The organism is Pseudomonas sp. B22129, assembly GCF_044218875.1.
Taxonomy (GTDB): domain Bacteria; phylum Pseudomonadota; class Gammaproteobacteria; order Pseudomonadales; family Pseudomonadaceae; genus Aquipseudomonas.
Map to the genome: position 1 here is coordinate 1431481 of NZ_CP162592.1, position 17928 is coordinate 1449408.

Consider the following 17928-nt stretch of genomic DNA (forward strand, 5'->3'; position numbering starts at 1 on the left):
AGAATGGCTAAGGTATTCGCGATAGCGAACCAGAAAGGTGGCGTGGGCAAAACCACCACCTGCATCAACCTCGCAGCATCCCTGGTGGCTACCAAGCGCCGGGTGCTGTTGATCGATCTCGATCCACAGGGCAACGCCACCATGGGTAGCGGTGTGGATAAACACGGCCTGGAAAACTCGGTCTACGACTTGCTGATTGGCGAGTGCGACCTGGCTCAGGCCATGCACTACTCCGAGCACGGCGGTTATCAACTGCTGCCGGCGAACCGCGATTTGACTGCGGCGGAAGTGGTGCTGCTGGAAATGCAGATGAAAGAAAGCCGTCTGCGCAGCGCCCTGGCGCCGATCCGCGAGAATTACGACTACATTTTGATCGACTGCCCGCCGTCGCTGTCGATGCTCACGCTGAATGCGTTGGTGGCCGCCGACGGGGTGATTATCCCCATGCAGTGCGAGTACTACGCCCTGGAAGGCTTGAGCGACCTTGTGGATAACATCAAGCGTATCGCTGAACTGCTCAACCCGAACCTGCAGATCGAAGGCCTGCTGCGGACCATGTTCGATCCGCGCCTGAGCCTGATGAACGATGTGTCGGCGCAGCTCAAGGAACACTTTGGCGAACAACTGTACGACACGGTGATACCGCGCAACATCCGTCTGGCAGAAGCGCCAAGCTACGGCATGCCCGCGCTGGCGTACGACAAGTCATCCCGTGGTGCCATTGCCTATCTGGCGCTGGCCGGCGAGATGGTTCGCCGTCAACGCCGCAACTCTCGCACCGCTGCAGCCCAGCCAACTTAAGGAATCCCCATGGCCGTCAAGAAACGAGGTCTCGGACGTGGACTGGATGCACTGTTGAGTGGTCCGACCGTCACATCGCTTGAAGAGCAAGCGGTGCAGGCCGACGAGCGCGAGCTGCAGCACCTGCCGCTGGACCTGATCCAGCGCGGCAAATACCAGCCACGCCGGGACATGGATCCCCAGGCGCTGGAAGAACTGGCTAATTCGATCAAGGCCCAGGGCGTGATGCAGCCGATCGTGGTTCGCCCCATTGGTGGCGGGCGCTTTGAAATCATCGCCGGTGAACGCCGCTGGCGCGCGAGCCAGCAGGCCGGCAAGGAAACCATCCCGGCGATGGTGCGCGATGTGCCAGATGAAACGGCCATTGCCATGGCGTTGATCGAAAACATCCAGCGTGAAGACCTCAATCCGATCGAGGAAGCGATCGCGTTGCAGCGTTTACAGCAGGAATTCCAGCTGACCCAGCAACAAGTGGCCGAGGCGGTGGGCAAATCCCGCGTGACTGTATCCAACTTGCTGCGCTTGATCGCGTTGCCGGAAGTCATCAAGACCATGTTGTCCCACGGCGACCTGGAAATGGGCCACGCCCGTGCTTTGCTCGGTTTGCCGGAAAATCAACAGGTTGAAGGGGCGCGACACGTTGTCGCACGGGGTCTCACTGTCCGTCAGACGGAAGCCTTGGTTCGCCAATGGCTCAGCGGCAAACCTGCACCGGTCGAAACGGCCAAACCTGATCCGGATATCGCACGTCTTGAGCAGCGCCTGGCCGAGCGGCTGGGCTCTGCGGTGCAAATTCGTCACGGCAAGAAAGGCAAAGGGCAATTGGTCATCGGATATAACTCGCTTGATGAGCTTCAGGGCGTCCTTGCCCACATCCGCTGAAACATTTGCTTATGTAGCGCGCGATCGGAAAACACTACCCGACAGTTGAATAGGGGCTGAACCGCCCCTATACTCTGCGCGCATTTTGTCGGCACAAATTATGCCAAGTTATTGATTTCCGGCAGCCGACCATTGAGGAGCAAGAGTGATGGAAACCCGCACGCCAAACACGTTGCCGTTCCATCGCTTGGCCGTTTTCCCGGTTTTATTGGCTCAATTTGTCATTTTGCTGATCGCCGCATTGGCGCTTTGGTATTGGCATGGAGTCGTTGCCGGATATTCAGGACTCTGCGGAGGCCTGATAGCCTTGCTGCCCAATATGTATTTTGCTCACAGGGCCTTTCGGTTTTCCGGCGCCCGAGCAGCCCAGGCTATCGTCCGGTCTTTTTATGCCGGCGAAGCAGGGAAACTGATTTTGACGGCAGTGCTGTTTGCACTGACCTTTGCAGGTGTGAAGCCATTGGCGCCGCTGGCTGTATTCGGCGTCTTCGTGTTGACCCAACTGGTCAGCTGGTTCGCTCCCCTGCTAATGAAAACAAGACTTTCGAAACCTTAGGGCGTTTGAGGCAACCATGGCAGAAACAACCGCTTCGGGCTATATCCAGCACCACTTGCAGAACCTGACCTTCGGCCAGCTTCCTAATGGCGGCTGGGGCTTTGCCCACTCCGCAGCAGAGGCCAAAGAAATGGGCTTCTGGGCTTTCCACCTGGATACTCTGGGCTGGTCGGTCGCATTGGGTCTGATCTTCGTCCTGATTTTCCGCCTGGCGGCAAAGAAGGCGACTTCCGGTCAACCTGGTGCTTTGCAGAACTTCGTTGAAGTATTGGTCGAATTCGTCGATGGCAGCGTGAAAGACAGCTTCCATGGCCGTAGCCCGGTGATTGCACCGCTGGCACTGACCATCTTCGTCTGGGTGTTCCTGATGAACGCCGTCGACCTGATCCCGGTTGACTGGATTCCTCAGCTCGCCATGGCAATCAGCGGCGACCCGCACATTCCATTCCGTGCCGTATCGACCACTGACCCTAACGCTACCCTGGGCATGGCCCTGTCGGTCTTTGCGTTGATCATTTTCTACAGCATCAAGATCAAGGGCATCGGCGGCTTCATCGGCGAACTGACCCTGCACCCGTTCGGCAGCAAGAACATCTTCGTTCAAGCCCTGCTGATCCCGGTGAACTTCCTGCTGGAATTCGTGACCCTGATCGCCAAGCCGATTTCCCTGGCCCTGCGACTGTTCGGCAACATGTATGCCGGCGAGCTGGTGTTCATTCTGATCGCTGTGATGTTCGGCAGCGGCCTGCTCTGGCTTAGCGGCCTGGGCATTGTTCTGCAGTGGGCGTGGGCTGTGTTCCACATCCTGATCATTACCCTGCAGGCCTTCATCTTCATGATGCTGACCATCGTTTACTTGTCGATGGCGCACGAAGAGAACCATTAAGACCAGTCTCGACTAGTCTGATGTCCTTCCCGGTGAAACGGGAAGGTGGCCCAACAGGGCTATGAAACGATTTGTTTTACCGCTTTAAAATCTAAAAAACCTAAACCATACGACGTAAAAGTCGGGAGGAAAGATGGAAACTGTAGTTGGTCTAACCGCTATCGCTGTTGCACTGTTGATCGGCCTGGGCGCCCTGGGTACTGCCATTGGTTTCGGCCTGCTGGGCGGCAAGTTCCTGGAAGGCGCAGCGCGTCAGCCAGAAATGGTTCCAATGCTGCAAGTTAAAATGTTCATCGTCGCCGGCCTGCTCGACGCCGTGACCATGATCGGTGTTGGTATCGCTCTGTTCTTCACCTTCGCGAACCCTTTCGTTGGTCAACTCGCCGGTTAATCACTCGTTTTTTCGAGTGATTGGTGTGTTGTGCAACGAATGAGCGAGGTATTGGCGTGAACATTAATGCAACCATTATTGGTCAGTCCTTAGCGTTCTTGATTTTTGTCGTTTTCTGCATGAAGTTCGTATGGCCTCCGGTCATCGCAGCTCTGCACGAACGTCAGAAGAAGATTGCGGATGGGCTGGACGCTGCAGCCCGAGCAGCTCGCGACCTGGAGTTGGCCCAAGAGAAAGCGGGTCATCAACTGCGCGACGCTAAGGCACAGGCAGCTGAAATCATTGAGCAAGCCAAGAAACGCGGTAACCAGATCGTCGAAGAGGCTGTTGATAAAGCCCGCGTCGAAGCTGACCGTGTGAAGGCTTCGGCTCATGCCGAGATCGAACAGGAACTGAACGGCGTCAAAGACGCGCTGCGTGCCCAACTGGGTGCTCTGGCGGTTGGCGGTGCTGAGAAGATCCTGGGTGCCACAATCGATCAAAACGCGCACGCGGAGCTGGTTAACAAACTGGCTGCTGAAATTTAAGCGAGGGCGATCATGGCAGAACTGACCACGTTGGCTCGACCTTACGCTAAGGCAGCCTTCGAGCACGCCCAGGCCCACCAGCAACTGGCCTCTTGGTCAGCCATGCTCGGCCTGGCTGCAGCAGTGTCGCAAGACGACACCATGCAGCGCGTGCTCAAGGCCCCGCGCCTGACGAGCGCAGACAAGGCCGCCACTTTTATTGAAGTGTGCGGCGACAAGTTTGATGTGAAAGTGCAGAACTTCATCCACGTCGTTGCCGAAAACGACCGTCTCCCGCTGTTGCCGGAGATCGCCGCTCTGTTCGACCTGTACAAGGCCGAAGAAGAGAAGTCGGTAGACGTTGAAGTGACCAGTGCTTTTGCATTGAACCAAGAACAGCAAGACAAACTCGCCAAGGTTCTCAGTGCACGACTCAATCGGGAAGTGCGCCTGCAAGCTTCGGAGGACGCATCCCTGATTGGTGGTGTTGTTATCCGTGCCGGCGACCTGGTTATCGATGGCTCGATTCGCGGCAAAATCGCGAAACTTGCCGAAGCATTGAAATCTTGAGTTTGAAGGGGCAGCAGAGCAATGCAGCAACTCAATCCTTCCGAAATAAGTGAAATTATCAAGGGCCGCATCGACAAGCTCGATGTGACCTCCCAAGCCCGTAACGAAGGCACTGTCGTCAGCGTATCTGACGGCATCGTGCGGATTCACGGTCTGGCCGACGTTATGTACGGCGAGATGATCGAGTTTCCGGGCGGCGTCTACGGTATGGCCCTCAACCTGGAGCAAGACTCCGTAGGTGCCGTTGTATTGGGCTCCTACCAGTCTCTGGCCGAAGGCATGAGCGCCAAGTGCACAGGCCGCATCCTGGAAGTTCCGGTTGGTAAGGAACTGCTGGGTCGCGTAGTCGACGCACTGGGTAACCCTGTTGACGGCAAAGGTCCACTGGGCAACACCGAGACCGACGCGGTCGAGAAAGTTGCTCCAGGCGTGATCTGGCGTAAGTCGGTAGACCAGCCTGTACAGACTGGCTACAAGGCTGTCGACGCCATGATCCCTGTCGGCCGTGGCCAGCGTGAGCTGATCATCGGTGACCGTCAGATCGGTAAAACCGCTCTGGCCATCGACGCGATCATCAACCAGAAAGACAGCGGCATTTTCTGCGTCTACGTAGCCATCGGTCAGAAACAATCGACCATCGCCAACGTGGTTCGCAAGCTGGAAGAAAACGGCGCCTTGGCCAACACGATCATCGTGGCTGCCAGTGCTTCGGAATCTCCTGCGCTGCAATTCCTGGCACCGTACTCCGGTTGCACCATGGGCGAATACTTCCGCGACCGCGGTGAAGACGCGCTGATCGTTTATGACGATCTGTCCAAGCAAGCAGTGGCTTACCGCCAGATTTCCCTGCTGCTGCGCCGTCCACCAGGCCGTGAAGCTTACCCAGGCGACGTGTTCTATCTCCACTCCCGTCTGCTGGAGCGCGCATCCCGTGTTTCGGAAGAGTACGTAGAGAAGTTCACCAACGGCGCAGTGACCGGCAAAACCGGTTCCCTGACCGCACTGCCGATCATCGAAACCCAGGCTGGCGACGTTTCCGCGTTCGTTCCGACCAACGTGATTTCCATCACCGACGGTCAGATCTTCCTGGAATCGGCCATGTTCAACTCGGGCATCCGCCCTGCAGTGAACGCCGGTGTTTCGGTATCCCGTGTGGGTGGTGCCGCTCAGACCAAGATCATCAAGAAGCTCTCCGGTGGTATCCGTACCGCTCTGGCTCAGTACCGTGAACTGGCGGCATTCGCCCAGTTCGCGTCCGACCTGGACGAAGCGACCCGTAAGCAACTTGAACATGGTCAGCGCGTTACCGAGCTGATGAAGCAGAAGCAATACGCCCCAATGTCGATCGCTGACATGGCGTTGTCGCTGTATGCCGCTGAGCGTGGGTTCCTGACTGACGTCGAAATCACCAAGGTCGGCAGCTTTGAACAAGCGCTGATTGCTTACTTCAACCGCGATCACGCCGACTTGTTGGCCAAGATCAACGTGAAGGGTGACTTCAATGACGAAATCGACGCTGGCATGAAAGCCGGTATCGAGAAGTTCAAGGCCACCCAAACCTGGTAAGCCGCAGCGGGAGCCGCAAGGCTCCCGCTTGCTAACCTGATAGGTGTTACATGGCAGGCGCAAAAGAGATTCGCAGTAAGATTGCGAGCATCAAAAGCACGCAAAAGATTACCAGCGCCATGGAAAAAGTGGCGGTCAGCAAAATGCGCAAGGCACAAATGCGCATGGCTGCTAGCCGTCCTTATGCGGAGCGTATCCGCCAGGTAATTGGGCATTTGGCCAACGCCAACCCGGAATACCGCCACCCCTTCATGATCGACCGCGAAGTTAAGCGCGTGGGTTATGTGGTAGTGAGCAGTGACCGTGGTTTGTGCGGTGGTTTGAATACCAACCTGTTCAAGGCCCTGGTCAAGGACATGGCGGTAAACCGCGAAAAGGGCGTCGAGATCGATCTGTGTGTTGTTGGTAGCAAGGGTGCGGCCTTTTTCCGTAACTTCGGCGGTAACGTCGTAGCTGCTATCAGCCACCTGGGTGAAGAGCCGTCGATCAATGATTTGATCGGCAGTGTGAAGGTGATGCTGGATGCGTACCTGGAAGGCCGGATTGACCGCCTCTCCGTGGTATCCAACAAGTTCATCAACACCATGACCCAGCAGCCAACCGTGGAGCAATTGATTCCACTGGTGGCGACTCCGGATCAGGAACTCAAGCACCACTGGGACTACCTCTACGAACCAGACGCCAAAGAGCTGCTTGACGGCTTGATGGTGCGCTACGTGGAGTCGCAGGTGTACCAGGCGGTGGTCGAGAACAACGCAGCTGAACAAGCGGCGCGGATGATCGCGATGAAAAACGCTACCGATAACGCCGGTGATCTGATCAGCGATTTGCAGCTGATCTACAACAAGGCGCGTCAGGCTGCGATCACCCAAGAGATCTCGGAAATCGTCGGCGGCGCTGCCGCGGTTTAACGGTTCAAATATTCAGAGGATCCAGCTATGAGTAGCGGACGTATCGTTCAAATCATCGGCGCCGTTATCGACGTGGAATTTCCACGCGACAGCGTACCGAGCATCTACAACGCGCTGAAAGTACAAGGCGCGGAAACTACTCTGGAGGTTCAGCAACAGCTGGGCGACGGCGTAGTTCGTACCATTGCGATGGGTTCCACCGAAGGCTTGAAGCGCGGTCTGGACGTTATCGACTCTGGCGCTGCCATTTCCGTACCGGTCGGTAAAGCGACCCTGGGCCGGATCATGGACGTACTGGGCAACCCGATTGACGAAGCTGGCCCGATCGACACCGAAGAGCGCTGGGGCATTCACCGTCCAGCACCTTCGTTCGCCGAACAAGCGGGCGGCAACGACCTGCTGGAAACCGGCATCAAGGTTATCGACCTGGTTTGCCCGTTCGCCAAGGGCGGTAAAGTCGGTCTGTTCGGTGGTGCCGGTGTAGGCAAAACCGTAAACATGATGGAACTGATCCGTAACATCGCCATCGAGCACAGCGGTTATTCCGTGTTCGCCGGTGTGGGCGAGCGTACCCGTGAGGGTAACGACTTCTACCACGAGATGAAGGACTCCAACGTTCTGGACAAAGTGGCACTGGTTTACGGTCAGATGAACGAGCCGCCGGGTAACCGTCTGCGCGTAGCACTGACTGGCCTGACCATGGCCGAGAAGTTCCGTGACGAAGGTAACGACGTTCTGCTGTTCGTCGACAACATCTACCGTTACACCCTGGCCGGTACTGAAGTATCCGCACTGCTGGGCCGTATGCCTTCGGCAGTAGGTTACCAGCCGACCCTGGCTGAAGAGATGGGCGTTCTGCAAGAACGTATCACTTCGACCAAAGAAGGTTCGATCACCTCGATCCAAGCGGTATACGTACCTGCGGATGACTTGACTGACCCGTCGCCTGCGACCACCTTCGCCCACTTGGACGCTACCGTCGTTCTGTCCCGTGACATCGCTTCCCTGGGTATCTACCCAGCGGTCGATCCACTCGACTCGACTTCGCGCCAGCTGGACCCGAACGTGATCGGCCAGGAGCACTACGACACCGCTCGCGGCGTTCAGTACGTGCTGCAGCGTTACAAAGAACTGAAGGACATCATTGCGATCCTGGGTATGGACGAGCTGTCGGAAGCCGACAAGCAGTTGGTAAACCGTGCTCGTAAGATCCAGCGCTTCTTGTCGCAGCCGTTCTTCGTGGCTGAAGTCTTCACCGGTGCTTCGGGTAAATACGTTTCCCTGAAAGACACCATTGCTGGCTTCAAAGGCATCCTCAACGGTGACTACGACCACCTGCCAGAACAAGCGTTCTACATGGTCGGCGGCATCGAAGAAGCGATCGAGAAAGCCAAGAAACTGTAATCCCGGCGCCCGGCAACGGGCGCTCATCAGGTTGAGGCAATCAGATGGCTATGACAGTCCATTGCGATATCGTCAGCGCGGAAGGGGAAATCTTCTCCGGTCTGGTAGAGATGGTGATTGCACACGGCGAATTGGGTGACCTTGGTATTGCCATGGGCCACGCACCGCTGATCACCAGCTTGAAGCCAGGTCCGATCACTCTGACCAAGCAAGGCGGGGACAAGGAGGTGTTTTACATCTCCGGTGGTTTCCTCGAGGTTCAGCCGAACATGGTCAAGGTACTTGCCGACACCGTGCAACGTGCTGGCGACCTGGATGAAGCCTCCGCTCAGGAAGCCGTCAAGGCTGCCGAGAAGGCCCTGAACGAAAAGGGTGCGGACTTCGACTACAGCGCTGCTGCTGTACGTCTGGCCGAGGCTGCAGCCCAGCTGCGCACGCTCCAGCAGATCCGCAAGAAGTAAGCGGCCATGCCGTCACGCTTCATGCGCGATTGATTAAAAAGGGTAGCCTCGGCTACCCTTTTTCTTTTTTTGCAAAACACTTCTTTGGTCTGAAGTCGGACCGCCCAGGATTGGTAGCCATTCATGTCTCTCGAAATCGTCATTCTCGCCGCTGGCCAGGGTACTCGCATGCGTTCGGCCTTGCCCAAGGTGCTGCACCCGGTCGCGGGCAACTCCATGCTCGGCCATGTTATCCACAGCGCTCGGCAACTTGATCCACAGCGCATTCACGTGGTGATTGGCCACGGCGCCGATGTGGTACGTGAGCGCCTGGCGGCAGATGACCTGAATTTCGTATTGCAAGACAAGCAACTGGGTACCGGTCATGCCACCGCGCAAGCCGTGCCGTTCATCAGCGCCGATACCGTACTGATCCTCTATGGCGACGTGCCGCTGATTGAAGTTGAAACTTTGCAGCGCCTGCTCAAGCACGTCGTGCCTGGACAGATGGGCCTGCTGACGGTTGAACTGGATGATCCCACCGGTTACGGGCGCATCGTGCGCGACGCCGATGGCAAGGTTGCCGCTATCGTTGAGCACAAAGATGCCAGCGAAGCCCAGCGCGCTATTACCGAAGGCAACACCGGGATCCTGGCGGTCCCCGCCGATAAGCTCGGCGATTGGATGAGTCGTCTGTCAAACAACAACGTCCAGGGCGAGTACTACCTCACCGACGTCATCGAGATGGCGGTAAGCGATGGCCTGCGGGTCGCCACCGAACAACCTCACGACCCGATGGAAGTGCAGGGCGCCAACGACCGCAAGCAACTCGCCGAACTGGAGCGTCACTACCAATTGCGCGAAGGCCGCCGCCTGATGGCGCAAGGCGTGACCTTGCGCGACCCGGCGCGTTTCGATGTGCGTGGCGAGGTGACCGTAGGCCGCGACGTGCTGATCGATATCAACGTGATTCTCGAAGGCCGCGTGATCATCGAAGACGACGTGGTGATTGGCCCGAACTGTGTGATCAAGGACAGCACCCTGCGCAAAGGCGTGGTGGTCAAGGCCAACAGCCACCTGGACGGCGCGGTGATGGGCGAGGGCAGCGATGCTGGTCCGTTTGCGCGGTTGCGTCCGGGGAGCGTGCTGGGGGCCAGGGCCCATGTGGGTAACTTTGTCGAGCTGAAGAATGCCGTAATGGGTGACGAAGCCAAGGCCGGCCATTTGGCCTATCTCGGTGACGCAACAATCGGGGCTCGCAGCAACATTGGCGCCGGTGCCATCACCTGTAATTACGATGGCGCCAATAAGTACCAGACGACTATCGGTGAAGACGTATTCATTGGCTCCAATAACTCGCTGATCGCGCCCGTCACTATTGGTGATGGTTCGAACACAGCAGCAGGCTCGACCATCAACCAGGATGTGGATAAGTCGCAGCTGGCAGTGGCCCGCGCCCGCCAGCGCAACATCGACGGCTGGAAACGCCCGGTCAAAATCAAAAAGCCCTGAGTTATCCACAGTTCGATCGGCAGGCGCGGTTCCCCTGTGGGAGCTGGCTTGCCTGCGATAGCGGAGTGTCAGACGACATCAATGTTGAATGTCAGGCCGCAATCGCAGGCAAGCCAGCTCCCACATTTGGTTGGTGATTATCAAAAAATTTAGCACGCCCCGCTTGACGATCTTTCGCCAATAGGTTTTGATTGCCTTCGTTATCTTTCGAAACGAAACTTATCATCACCATGCCGAAACGAAATACACCCCAGCGGCGCCACAACATTCTGACCTTGCTCACCGAACAGGGCGAAGTCAGCGTGGACGAATTGGCCAAGCGTTTCGAAACCTCGGAAGTGACCATCCGCAAGGACCTGGCCGCCCTCGAAAGTAACGGGCTGTTGTTGCGTCGCTACGGCGGCGCAATCACCATGCCGCAGGAATTGGTCGGCGACGCCGCTCAACCCGTCTCGGCCTACAAGCGCGCTATCGCCCGTGCCGCCGTGATGCGCTTGCGCGAACACGCCCGGATCATCATCGACAGCGGCAGCACCACCGCCGCGATGATTCCCGAGCTGGGCCACCAGCCCGGCCTGGTGGTGATGACCAACTCCCTGCACGTTGCCCGTGCCTTGAGCGAACTGGAACACGAGCCTGTGCTGTTGATGACCGGCGGCACCTGGGACCCCCACTCGGACTCGTTCCAGGGCCAGGTCGCCGAGCAAGTGCTGCGTTCCTACGACTTCGACCAGTTGTTTATCGGCGCCGATGGCATCGATCTGGAACGTGGCACCACCACCTTCAACGAATTGCTCGGCCTGAGCCGGGTAATGGCCGATGTCGCCCGTGAAGTCGTGGTGATGGTCGAATCCGACAAGATCGGCCGCAAGATTCCCAACCTGGAACTGCCCTGGAGCAGCGTCCATACCCTTATCACCGATGATCGCCTGCCGCTTGAGGCCCGCGACCAGATCCAAGCCCGCGGCATTACGCTGATATGCGCGGCAATCATCTAGGAGAAACACCATGTGTGGAATTGTTGGCGCAGTCGCTGAACGTAACGTCACCGCCATTTTGCTCGAAGGCCTCAAGCGCCTGGAATACCGTGGCTATGACAGCGCAGGTGTGGCGGTTTTCTCCAACGCCGGCAAGCTTGAGCGCATGCGCCGCCCGGGCAAAGTTGCCGAGCTGGAGCAAGCCCTGCTCGGTGAGCCACTGGTTGGCCGCCTCGGCATCGCCCACACCCGTTGGGCGACCCACGGTGCGCCGTGCGAGCGTAACGCCCACCCGCATTTCTCCGGTGACCTGGCCGTGGTGCATAACGGCATCATCGAAAACCACGAAGTGCTGCGCGAACAGCTCAAAGGCCTGGGTTACGTGTTCACCTCGGACACCGACACCGAAGTCATCGCTCACCTGCTGAACCACAAGCTCAAGGACCTGGGCGACCTGACCGTCGCTCTGAAGGCCACCGTCAAGGAGCTGCACGGCGCCTACGGCCTGGCCGTGGTCAGCGCCAGCCAGCCCGACCGCGTCGTGGCCGCCCGCAGTGGCAGCCCGCTGGTGATTGGCCTGGGCCTGGGCGAAAACTTCCTCGCCTCTGACCAGTTGGCCCTGCGTCAGGTCACTGACCGCTTCATGTACCTGGAAGAAGGCGATATCGCCGACATCCGCCGTGAAAGCGTGCAAATCTGGGACGTCAACGGCAACTCCGTGGAGCGCGAAGCCGTGCAATACCGCGACGGTGCCGAAGCCGCCGACAAAGGCGAATTCCGCCACTTCATGCTCAAGGAAATCCACGAGCAACCCACCGTCGTGCAACGCACCCTGGAAGGCCGCCTGAGCCAGAACCAAGTGCTGGTCAACGCCTTCGGCCCGCAAGCTGCCGAGTTGTTCGCCAAAGTGCGCAACGTGCAGATCGTCGCCTGCGGCACCAGCTACCACGCCGGTATGGTTGCCCGTTACTGGCTGGAAGAACTGGCCGGTATTCCGTGCCAGGTCGAAGTCGCCAGCGAATTCCGCTACCGCAAGGTGGTGGTGCAGCCCGACACCCTGTTTGTGACCATCTCCCAGTCCGGCGAAACTGCCGACACCCTGGCTGCCCTGCGTAACGCCAAGGAGCTGGGCTTCCTCGGCAGCCTGGCCATCTGCAACGTCAGCATCAGCTCGCTGGTGCGTGAGTCCGACCTGACTCTGCTCACCCAGGCGGGTCGTGAAATCGGCGTTGCTTCCACCAAAGCCTTCACTACCCAGCTGGTCAGCCTGCTCCTGCTGACCCTGTCCCTGGGCCAAGTGCGCGGCACTCTCGCCGAAGGCGTGGAAGCCACGCTGGTGGAAGAACTGCGCCGCCTGCCAACCCGCCTGGGCGAAGCGTTGGCCATGGACAGCACCGTGGAAAAAGTCGCCGAACTGTTCGCCGACAAAAACCACACCCTGTTCCTCGGCCGTGGCGCGCAATACCCGGTGGCGATGGAAGGCTCGCTCAAACTCAAGGAAATCTCGTATATCCACGCCGAAGCCTACCCGGCCGGCGAGCTGAAGCACGGCCCATTGGCGTTGGTGGATGACGACATGCCCGTAGTGACCGTTGCACCGAACAACGAACTGCTGGAGAAGCTCAAGTCCAACCTGCAGGAAGTGCGCGCCCGTGGTGGCCAACTGATCGTGTTCGCTGACGAAAAGGCCGACATGACCAATGGTGAAGGCACCCACGTCATCAACATGCCGCACATCCACGACACCCTGTCGCCGATCCTCTACACCATCCCGCTGCAGTTGCTGTCGTACTACGTCGCCGTGCTCAAGGGTACTGACGTCGACCAGCCGCGCAACCTGGCGAAGTCGGTAACGGTGGAGTAAACCGCGATGAATCGGCTGGCTGCCATGGAAGCCTTGGTGCGCGTCATCGAAACCGGTTCGTTTTCCGGCGCGGCGCGACAGCTTCACGTGGGCCAGCCAGCGATTTCAAAATCCATCGCCCAGCTCGAGGAACGGCTGGGTGTGCGGCTGCTTCTGCGCTCCACCCATGGCCTGACGCCCACCGAAGCGGGGCAGAGCTTCTACGAACACGCCAAGCGTTCGATTGATGAAGCTGACGAGGCGGACATGGCGGCTCGCGGGGCTGGGGCTACATTATCCGGGCGCCTGCGGATCTGCGCCGCTGTGACCTTTGCAAGGCTGCACATCGTTCCTCACCTCGGGCAGTTCCTTGCGGAGCACCCGTCGCTGGACGTTGAAGTGGTACTGGATGATCGCAACGTCGACCTCATCGAAGCGGGCATCGACGTGGCGCTTCGGATGGGCGACCTGGTCGACTCCAGCCTGACCGCCAGAAAAATCGCTCAGGGCCGCCGCCTTGTGCTGGGTACACCGGCTTATTTCGAATCGGCCGGCGAACCGCAAACACCCGCTGACCTCACTTCCCATCAAACCGTGGTCTACGACCAACGGGGTGGTGGCGCGGTGTGGGCATTCCAGCAAGATTCGGTGAAAACCAACGTGACCGTCCGTGGACGCCTGCGCATCAGCGCTGCCGAGGGCATTCGCGAGGCTGTCCTGGCGGGCCTGGGCCTGACCATCTCTTCGGAATGGATGTTTGCACCCGAGCTCCAGGCCGGAGCCGTGAAATCCGTGTTGCAAGACTGGACGCTGCCACCTATCGACTTGTGGGCCGTGTTCCCCACCGGTCGCCAGGCCAGCGCCAAGGCGCGGGCTTTTGTGGCGTTCGTTGAGTCGCGAATGGTGCAAACATCCCGCCAGGTTTAATCCCTCTCTCCAGCCCAGGCTATTCCCGTGTGGAATAACCTTAATGCTTGGCCACTCTCTACAAGGCATGCGCCTCCCTCAGTACCTTTGAGTCCTTGGCCCGTCACTCACGGGCACTCAACGGGTGGAGCACTGCATGGCCAGGCTAAAAGGCAAAGTCGCCGTCATTACGGGCGGCAACAGCGGTATCGGGCTGGCGACGGCCAAACGTTTCGTTGATGAAGGCGCCAGCGTTTTCATCTTCGGTCGCCGTCAAACCGAATTGGACAAAGCCGTTGCATTGATCGGCGGTGATATCACTGCGGTCCAGGGCGACGCCTCAGACCCGCGCGACCTCGACCGGCTCTACGCCACGGTCGAGCAAGCCAAGGGCAAGCTCGACGTACTTTTCGCCAACGCTGGCGTGGTGGAGCTTCGTCCTCTGGATGAATTTTCCATCGAGCATTTCGACAAAACCTTCGATGTGAACGTGCGCGGCCTCGCCCTCACCGTGCAAAAAGCGTTGCCGCTGTTGCGCGATGGCGCGAGCGTCATCCTCACCGGCTCGATTGCCGGCGTTAAAGGCTACCCAACCTATGGCACCTACAGTGCCAGCAAGGCGGCGGTGCGTTCCTTCGCGCGCACTTGGACGATGGAACTGAAGGACCGTGGCATTCGGGTCAATACCATCAGCCCGGGGGCCATCGACACGCCGATCATGGACAGCCAGGTCTCAACCCCCGAAGAGGCTGACGCGCTGCGTATTCAATTCGCACAAGTCACCCCGCTCGGCCGCCTCGGCCAGCCGGAAGAAGTGGCCTCGGTGGCGCTGTTCCTCGCCTCAGAGGACAGCAGTTTTGTGGCTGGCGTCGACCTGTTCGTCGACGGCGGCATTGCTCAAGTCTAGACACCGCACCTCACACACACGGAACCCATCATGACCAAACTATTCAGTTCTACCCAAGTCGGCACCCTCAACCTGGCGCACCGCGTCGTGCTCGCACCGCTCACCCGCCTGCGCACCGAAGCCGGCGACGTGCCCGGCGATTTAATGGTCGAGTACTACACCCAGCGCGCCACCAAAGGCGGATTGCTGATCGCCGAAGCCACCAGCGTGTCGCCGATGGGCATCGCCTATGCACTCGCGCCCGGCATCTACACCGACGCGCAGGTGGCCGGCTGGAAGCGTGTGACCGACGCCGTGCACGCCAAGGGCGGCAGCATTTATCTGCAAGTCTGGCACGGCGGCCGCCAGGCGCACCCGGGCAACCTGGACGGTGCATTACCGGTCGCACCTTCGGCCATTCGCGGCGAAGAAAAATCGGTCGTCCGCGACGGCGACAGCATCGCAGAGGTTGACCAAGTGGTGCCGCGTGCCCTGAAAATCGAAGAAATTCCGGGCATCATCGAAGAATTCCGGCGCGGGGCAGAGCGCGCCAAGGCTGCCGGTTTTGACGGTGTAGAACTGCATGGCGCCAACGGCTACCTGCCTGACCAGTTCCTGCAAGACGGCTCCAACCATCGCGACGACGCTTACGGCGGCCCGGTCGAGAACCGCGCGCGGTTCATGCTCGAAGCCGTCGAGGCGTTGGTCTCGGTGTGGGGCGGCAATCGTGTGGCGGTGCGCATTTCACCCAGTGGCCAGTTCGGCACCATGTCGGACAGCAACCCGGCCGCGACCTTCGGCTATCTGGCCAAAGAGCTGAACCGCTTTGGCCTGGCTTACTTGCACGTCATCGAGCCGCGCATCCGCGGTTACGAGGACATCGAGCTGAACGTCCCGGCCGTGGCGTCCAAAAGCCTGCGTGGCATCTTCAAGGGGCCGATCCTGGCCGCCGGCGGGTTCACCCGGGAAACCGCTGAAGAAATCATCACGGCGGGTGATGCAGACATGGTCGCGTTCGGCCGGCTTTTCATCTCCAACCCAGACCTGCCGGAGCGCCTGCGCACGGGCGCGCCCCTCAATGATTACGACCGCAACACGTTCTACGGCGGCCGTGGCGAAGGCTATATCGATTACAGCTTCCTCGATGAAGCCGTTGCCTGATTGATGTAATTAGCCCGGCCAGGCTCGCGCAATACCTGTGGTGAGGGAGCAAGCTCCCTCGCCACAATTTTGCGTAAACGAAGCTTCACGAAATAAATCGGCCCTTCCAGGTGTTCCCTTGGGACAGCGCGCAACTGCGCGGGTAGTTCTAGCCCCCTGGAAGACGATCATGCTGACCTGTTTCGAGCCCGTTCAAGCCCCATCCCCCTCGCAAACACCGCTGCACGCGCTGTTTCAGCACGCCGCCGAACGGCCCAATGCCATCGCGCTGATTGCCGACGGTGACGTCTGGTCCTATCACCGCTTGGCCAATGAAGTGGTGCGGCTGAGCAATGGCTTCAAACACGCGGGCGTCGAGCCGGGTGATCGCATTGTCATGCTGGTGCGCACGTCGCCGTTGTACGCAGTGTTTCTGTTCGCTGCGATGATGAGCGGGGCGATCATGGTGCCGCTCAAGACTGAATTCACTGCCCGTGAACTGGATGAATTCCTCAGCTGGTTGCGGCCGAAGCTGTTTATCCACGAGGCGGATTTGCAGACGGTGATTTCACAGATGGACGCCGATGTTCTCGCGCGTACACGCACCTTCACCCGCACAGGCTGGGACGCTCTGCTGGGCGACGGCGGCCGTCAGACCGCGAAAGTACCCGTCGACATCGATTCAACCTGCCTGTTGCTGGCGACGTCCGGCACCACCGGCATGCCCAAATTGGTGGCCTACAACCAGCGCGCGATTTCCCACGTGGCCGGTGCCCTGGAGGCGTGGAAGCTCGACTCGGGCTCCTGCACCCTTGGCAGTACGCCGGTGGCCCATGTCTCCGGCTCTTTCGTGCTGCTCGCGACGATTATCAAAGGCTGCCGTGAAGTCATGTTCAGCCGGTTCGACGCCGACAAGCTGCTCGACGCCATCGAGCAGGAGGGCGGCAGCATGCTGTTTGTCGCGCCCTTCATCTGCCAGCCCTTGGTGGACGCTCAACGTAAACGCCCGCGCGACCTCAGCTCGCTGCAAGTCTGTGGGATCGGCGGCGACGCCTGCCGGCCGCCAGTGGCTGAAACCTTCCAAAGCACCTTCGCGTTCCGGCTGAACAACACTTACGGCCTGACAGAATGCCTGGGCAGCATGGCGTTCGGTTCGACCTGGGACACCCTCACCGCCGTGCCCGGGCGCGCACGCCTGGTGGACGCCGATGGCGTAATCGTCAGGCAAGGCGAAGTGGGTGAACTGCAGATGTGCGGCCCGAACCTCAGCCTCGGCTACTGGACCGGCCCCGGCGACATCATCAGCCACAGCCGCGAAGGCTGGTTTTCTTCCGGCGACCTGATGGTGCAGGAGCCCAATGGCGAATACCGCTTCGTCGGCCGCTGCAAAGACCAGATCGTCAGCTTCACCGACAAAATCTCCCCGGTGGAAGTGGAAAACCAATTGATCCTGCACCCGGCCGTCGCCGATGCCGCCGTAGCAGGCGCGCCGGATTGCGCAGCGGGGCAGCGCGTGGTGGTGCTGGTCAAGCGGGCGCCTGATGCAACGGCTACGGCGGATGAGATTCTCGCCTGGCTGGGCGAACGCCTGGCGCCGTTCAAGCTGCCGCAGCAGATCGTGCTGAGCGATGTCATCCCGCGCAACGCGCTGGGCAAAGTAGACCGCAATGAGGTGGTGCGAATCGTATCGCTGAATTAACGACCTCTTGTCGAAACTGTGGGCCACTGCCGGGCGCGGAGCCCGGCTTTAC

At 59.4% G+C, this 17928-nt stretch carries 18 protein-coding genes; all 18 read left to right on the plus strand.

Going from position 1 to position 17928, the window contains the following annotated elements; genetic code table 11:
• Positions 1 to 3 precede the first annotated feature (3 nt).
• On the plus strand, positions 4 to 801 hold the full coding sequence (locus tag AB4P94_RS06470) for a ParA family protein (protein ID WP_032885161.1): 798 nt from the start codon (positions 4 to 6) through the stop codon (positions 799 to 801).
• Positions 802 to 810: 9 nt separating this feature from the next.
• Positions 811 to 1683, plus strand: a complete 873-nt coding sequence (locus AB4P94_RS06475; RefSeq protein ID WP_016970690.1) for a ParB/RepB/Spo0J family partition protein — start codon at positions 811 to 813, stop codon at positions 1681 to 1683.
• 148 nt (positions 1684 to 1831) lie between these two features.
• Positions 1832 to 2239, plus strand: a complete 408-nt coding sequence (locus AB4P94_RS06480; RefSeq protein ID WP_010565865.1) for a F0F1 ATP synthase subunit I — start codon at positions 1832 to 1834, stop codon at positions 2237 to 2239.
• A gap of 16 nt (positions 2240 to 2255) precedes the next feature.
• Positions 2256 to 3125 (plus strand): F0F1 ATP synthase subunit A, encoded by an 870-nt coding sequence (atpB, locus tag AB4P94_RS06485; protein WP_395609883.1) that lies wholly within the window; start codon positions 2256 to 2258, stop codon positions 3123 to 3125.
• Positions 3126 to 3258: 133 nt separating this feature from the next.
• Entirely contained in the window at positions 3259 to 3516 is a 258-nt protein-coding gene (gene atpE / locus AB4P94_RS06490) for a F0F1 ATP synthase subunit C (RefSeq protein WP_002555987.1), read from the plus strand.
• A gap of 56 nt (positions 3517 to 3572) precedes the next feature.
• A complete protein-coding gene (locus tag AB4P94_RS06495; protein WP_078739899.1) occupies positions 3573 to 4043 on the plus strand; it encodes a F0F1 ATP synthase subunit B in 471 nt (156 codons plus the stop codon).
• A gap of 12 nt (positions 4044 to 4055) precedes the next feature.
• Entirely contained in the window at positions 4056 to 4592 is a 537-nt protein-coding gene (locus tag AB4P94_RS06500; protein ID WP_017135121.1) for a F0F1 ATP synthase subunit delta, read from the plus strand.
• A 21-nt stretch (positions 4593 to 4613) separates the two neighbouring features.
• Positions 4614 to 6158: a F0F1 ATP synthase subunit alpha gene (gene atpA / locus AB4P94_RS06505; protein ID WP_071485332.1), complete on the plus strand. Its 1545-nt coding sequence runs from the start codon at positions 4614 to 4616 to the stop codon at positions 6156 to 6158.
• A 50-nt stretch (positions 6159 to 6208) separates the two neighbouring features.
• Positions 6209 to 7069, plus strand: a complete 861-nt coding sequence (gene atpG, locus AB4P94_RS06510) for a F0F1 ATP synthase subunit gamma (RefSeq protein ID WP_010207685.1) — start codon at positions 6209 to 6211, stop codon at positions 7067 to 7069.
• A gap of 27 nt (positions 7070 to 7096) precedes the next feature.
• Complete coding sequence (gene atpD, locus AB4P94_RS06515) at positions 7097 to 8473, plus strand: F0F1 ATP synthase subunit beta (protein ID WP_003177062.1); 1377 nt, start codon at positions 7097 to 7099, stop codon at positions 8471 to 8473.
• A gap of 44 nt (positions 8474 to 8517) precedes the next feature.
• The gene (locus AB4P94_RS06520; protein WP_178920930.1) at positions 8518 to 8934 is read left to right on the plus strand and encodes a F0F1 ATP synthase subunit epsilon; all 417 of its coding nucleotides are present in this window, start codon (positions 8518 to 8520) and stop codon (positions 8932 to 8934) included.
• A 123-nt stretch (positions 8935 to 9057) separates the two neighbouring features.
• The gene (glmU, locus tag AB4P94_RS06525) at positions 9058 to 10425 is read left to right on the plus strand and encodes a bifunctional UDP-N-acetylglucosamine diphosphorylase/glucosamine-1-phosphate N-acetyltransferase GlmU (protein WP_395609884.1); all 1368 of its coding nucleotides are present in this window, start codon (positions 9058 to 9060) and stop codon (positions 10423 to 10425) included.
• Between the two features lie 230 nt (positions 10426 to 10655).
• Positions 10656 to 11423, plus strand: a complete 768-nt coding sequence (locus AB4P94_RS06530) for a DeoR/GlpR family DNA-binding transcription regulator (protein WP_395609885.1) — start codon at positions 10656 to 10658, stop codon at positions 11421 to 11423.
• A 10-nt stretch (positions 11424 to 11433) separates the two neighbouring features.
• A complete protein-coding gene (glmS, locus tag AB4P94_RS06535; RefSeq protein ID WP_395609886.1) occupies positions 11434 to 13266 on the plus strand; it encodes a glutamine--fructose-6-phosphate transaminase (isomerizing) in 1833 nt (610 codons plus the stop codon).
• 6 nt (positions 13267 to 13272) lie between these two features.
• Positions 13273 to 14172, plus strand: coding sequence for a LysR family transcriptional regulator (locus AB4P94_RS06540; RefSeq protein WP_395609887.1), 900 nt, complete (start codon positions 13273 to 13275; stop codon positions 14170 to 14172).
• A gap of 136 nt (positions 14173 to 14308) precedes the next feature.
• Complete coding sequence (locus tag AB4P94_RS06545) at positions 14309 to 15058, plus strand: SDR family NAD(P)-dependent oxidoreductase (RefSeq protein WP_395609888.1); 750 nt, start codon at positions 14309 to 14311, stop codon at positions 15056 to 15058.
• A 30-nt stretch (positions 15059 to 15088) separates the two neighbouring features.
• Complete coding sequence (locus AB4P94_RS06550) at positions 15089 to 16198, plus strand: alkene reductase (protein WP_395609889.1); 1110 nt, start codon at positions 15089 to 15091, stop codon at positions 16196 to 16198.
• 169 nt (positions 16199 to 16367) lie between these two features.
• Positions 16368 to 17876 carry a class I adenylate-forming enzyme family protein gene (locus AB4P94_RS06555; RefSeq protein WP_395609890.1) on the plus strand — a complete coding sequence of 503 codons (1509 nt, stop codon included), beginning with the start codon at positions 16368 to 16370 and terminating at the stop codon, positions 17874 to 17876.
• Positions 17877 to 17928 lie beyond the last annotated feature (52 nt).

What these genes read in the sequence shown, in the direction of transcription:
- AB4P94_RS06480 (WP_010565865.1), top strand. Translation starts at nt 1,832, where the DNA reads ATGGAAACCCGCACGCCAAACACGTTGCCGTTCCATCGCTTGGCCGTT.
- AB4P94_RS06540 (WP_395609887.1), top strand. Translation starts at nt 13,273, where the DNA reads ATGAATCGGCTGGCTGCCATGGAAGCCTTGGTGCGCGTCATCGAAACC.
- AB4P94_RS06555 (WP_395609890.1), top strand. Translation starts at nt 16,368, where the DNA reads ATGCTGACCTGTTTCGAGCCCGTTCAAGCCCCATCCCCCTCGCAAACA.
- glmU (WP_395609884.1), top strand. Translation starts at nt 9,058, where the DNA reads ATGTCTCTCGAAATCGTCATTCTCGCCGCTGGCCAGGGTACTCGCATG.
- atpE (WP_002555987.1), top strand. Translation starts at nt 3,259, where the DNA reads ATGGAAACTGTAGTTGGTCTAACCGCTATCGCTGTTGCACTGTTGATC.
- atpA (WP_071485332.1), top strand. Translation starts at nt 4,614, where the DNA reads ATGCAGCAACTCAATCCTTCCGAAATAAGTGAAATTATCAAGGGCCGC.
- AB4P94_RS06520 (WP_178920930.1), top strand. Translation starts at nt 8,518, where the DNA reads ATGGCTATGACAGTCCATTGCGATATCGTCAGCGCGGAAGGGGAAATC.
- AB4P94_RS06545 (WP_395609888.1), top strand. Translation starts at nt 14,309, where the DNA reads ATGGCCAGGCTAAAAGGCAAAGTCGCCGTCATTACGGGCGGCAACAGC.
- atpG (WP_010207685.1), top strand. Translation starts at nt 6,209, where the DNA reads ATGGCAGGCGCAAAAGAGATTCGCAGTAAGATTGCGAGCATCAAAAGC.
- AB4P94_RS06530 (WP_395609885.1), top strand. Translation starts at nt 10,656, where the DNA reads ATGCCGAAACGAAATACACCCCAGCGGCGCCACAACATTCTGACCTTG.
- AB4P94_RS06470 (WP_032885161.1), top strand. Translation starts at nt 4, where the DNA reads ATGGCTAAGGTATTCGCGATAGCGAACCAGAAAGGTGGCGTGGGCAAA.
- atpD (WP_003177062.1), top strand. Translation starts at nt 7,097, where the DNA reads ATGAGTAGCGGACGTATCGTTCAAATCATCGGCGCCGTTATCGACGTG.
- AB4P94_RS06475 (WP_016970690.1), top strand. Translation starts at nt 811, where the DNA reads ATGGCCGTCAAGAAACGAGGTCTCGGACGTGGACTGGATGCACTGTTG.
- glmS (WP_395609886.1), top strand. Translation starts at nt 11,434, where the DNA reads ATGTGTGGAATTGTTGGCGCAGTCGCTGAACGTAACGTCACCGCCATT.
- AB4P94_RS06500 (WP_017135121.1), top strand. Translation starts at nt 4,056, where the DNA reads ATGGCAGAACTGACCACGTTGGCTCGACCTTACGCTAAGGCAGCCTTC.
- AB4P94_RS06550 (WP_395609889.1), top strand. Translation starts at nt 15,089, where the DNA reads ATGACCAAACTATTCAGTTCTACCCAAGTCGGCACCCTCAACCTGGCG.
- atpB (WP_395609883.1), top strand. Translation starts at nt 2,256, where the DNA reads ATGGCAGAAACAACCGCTTCGGGCTATATCCAGCACCACTTGCAGAAC.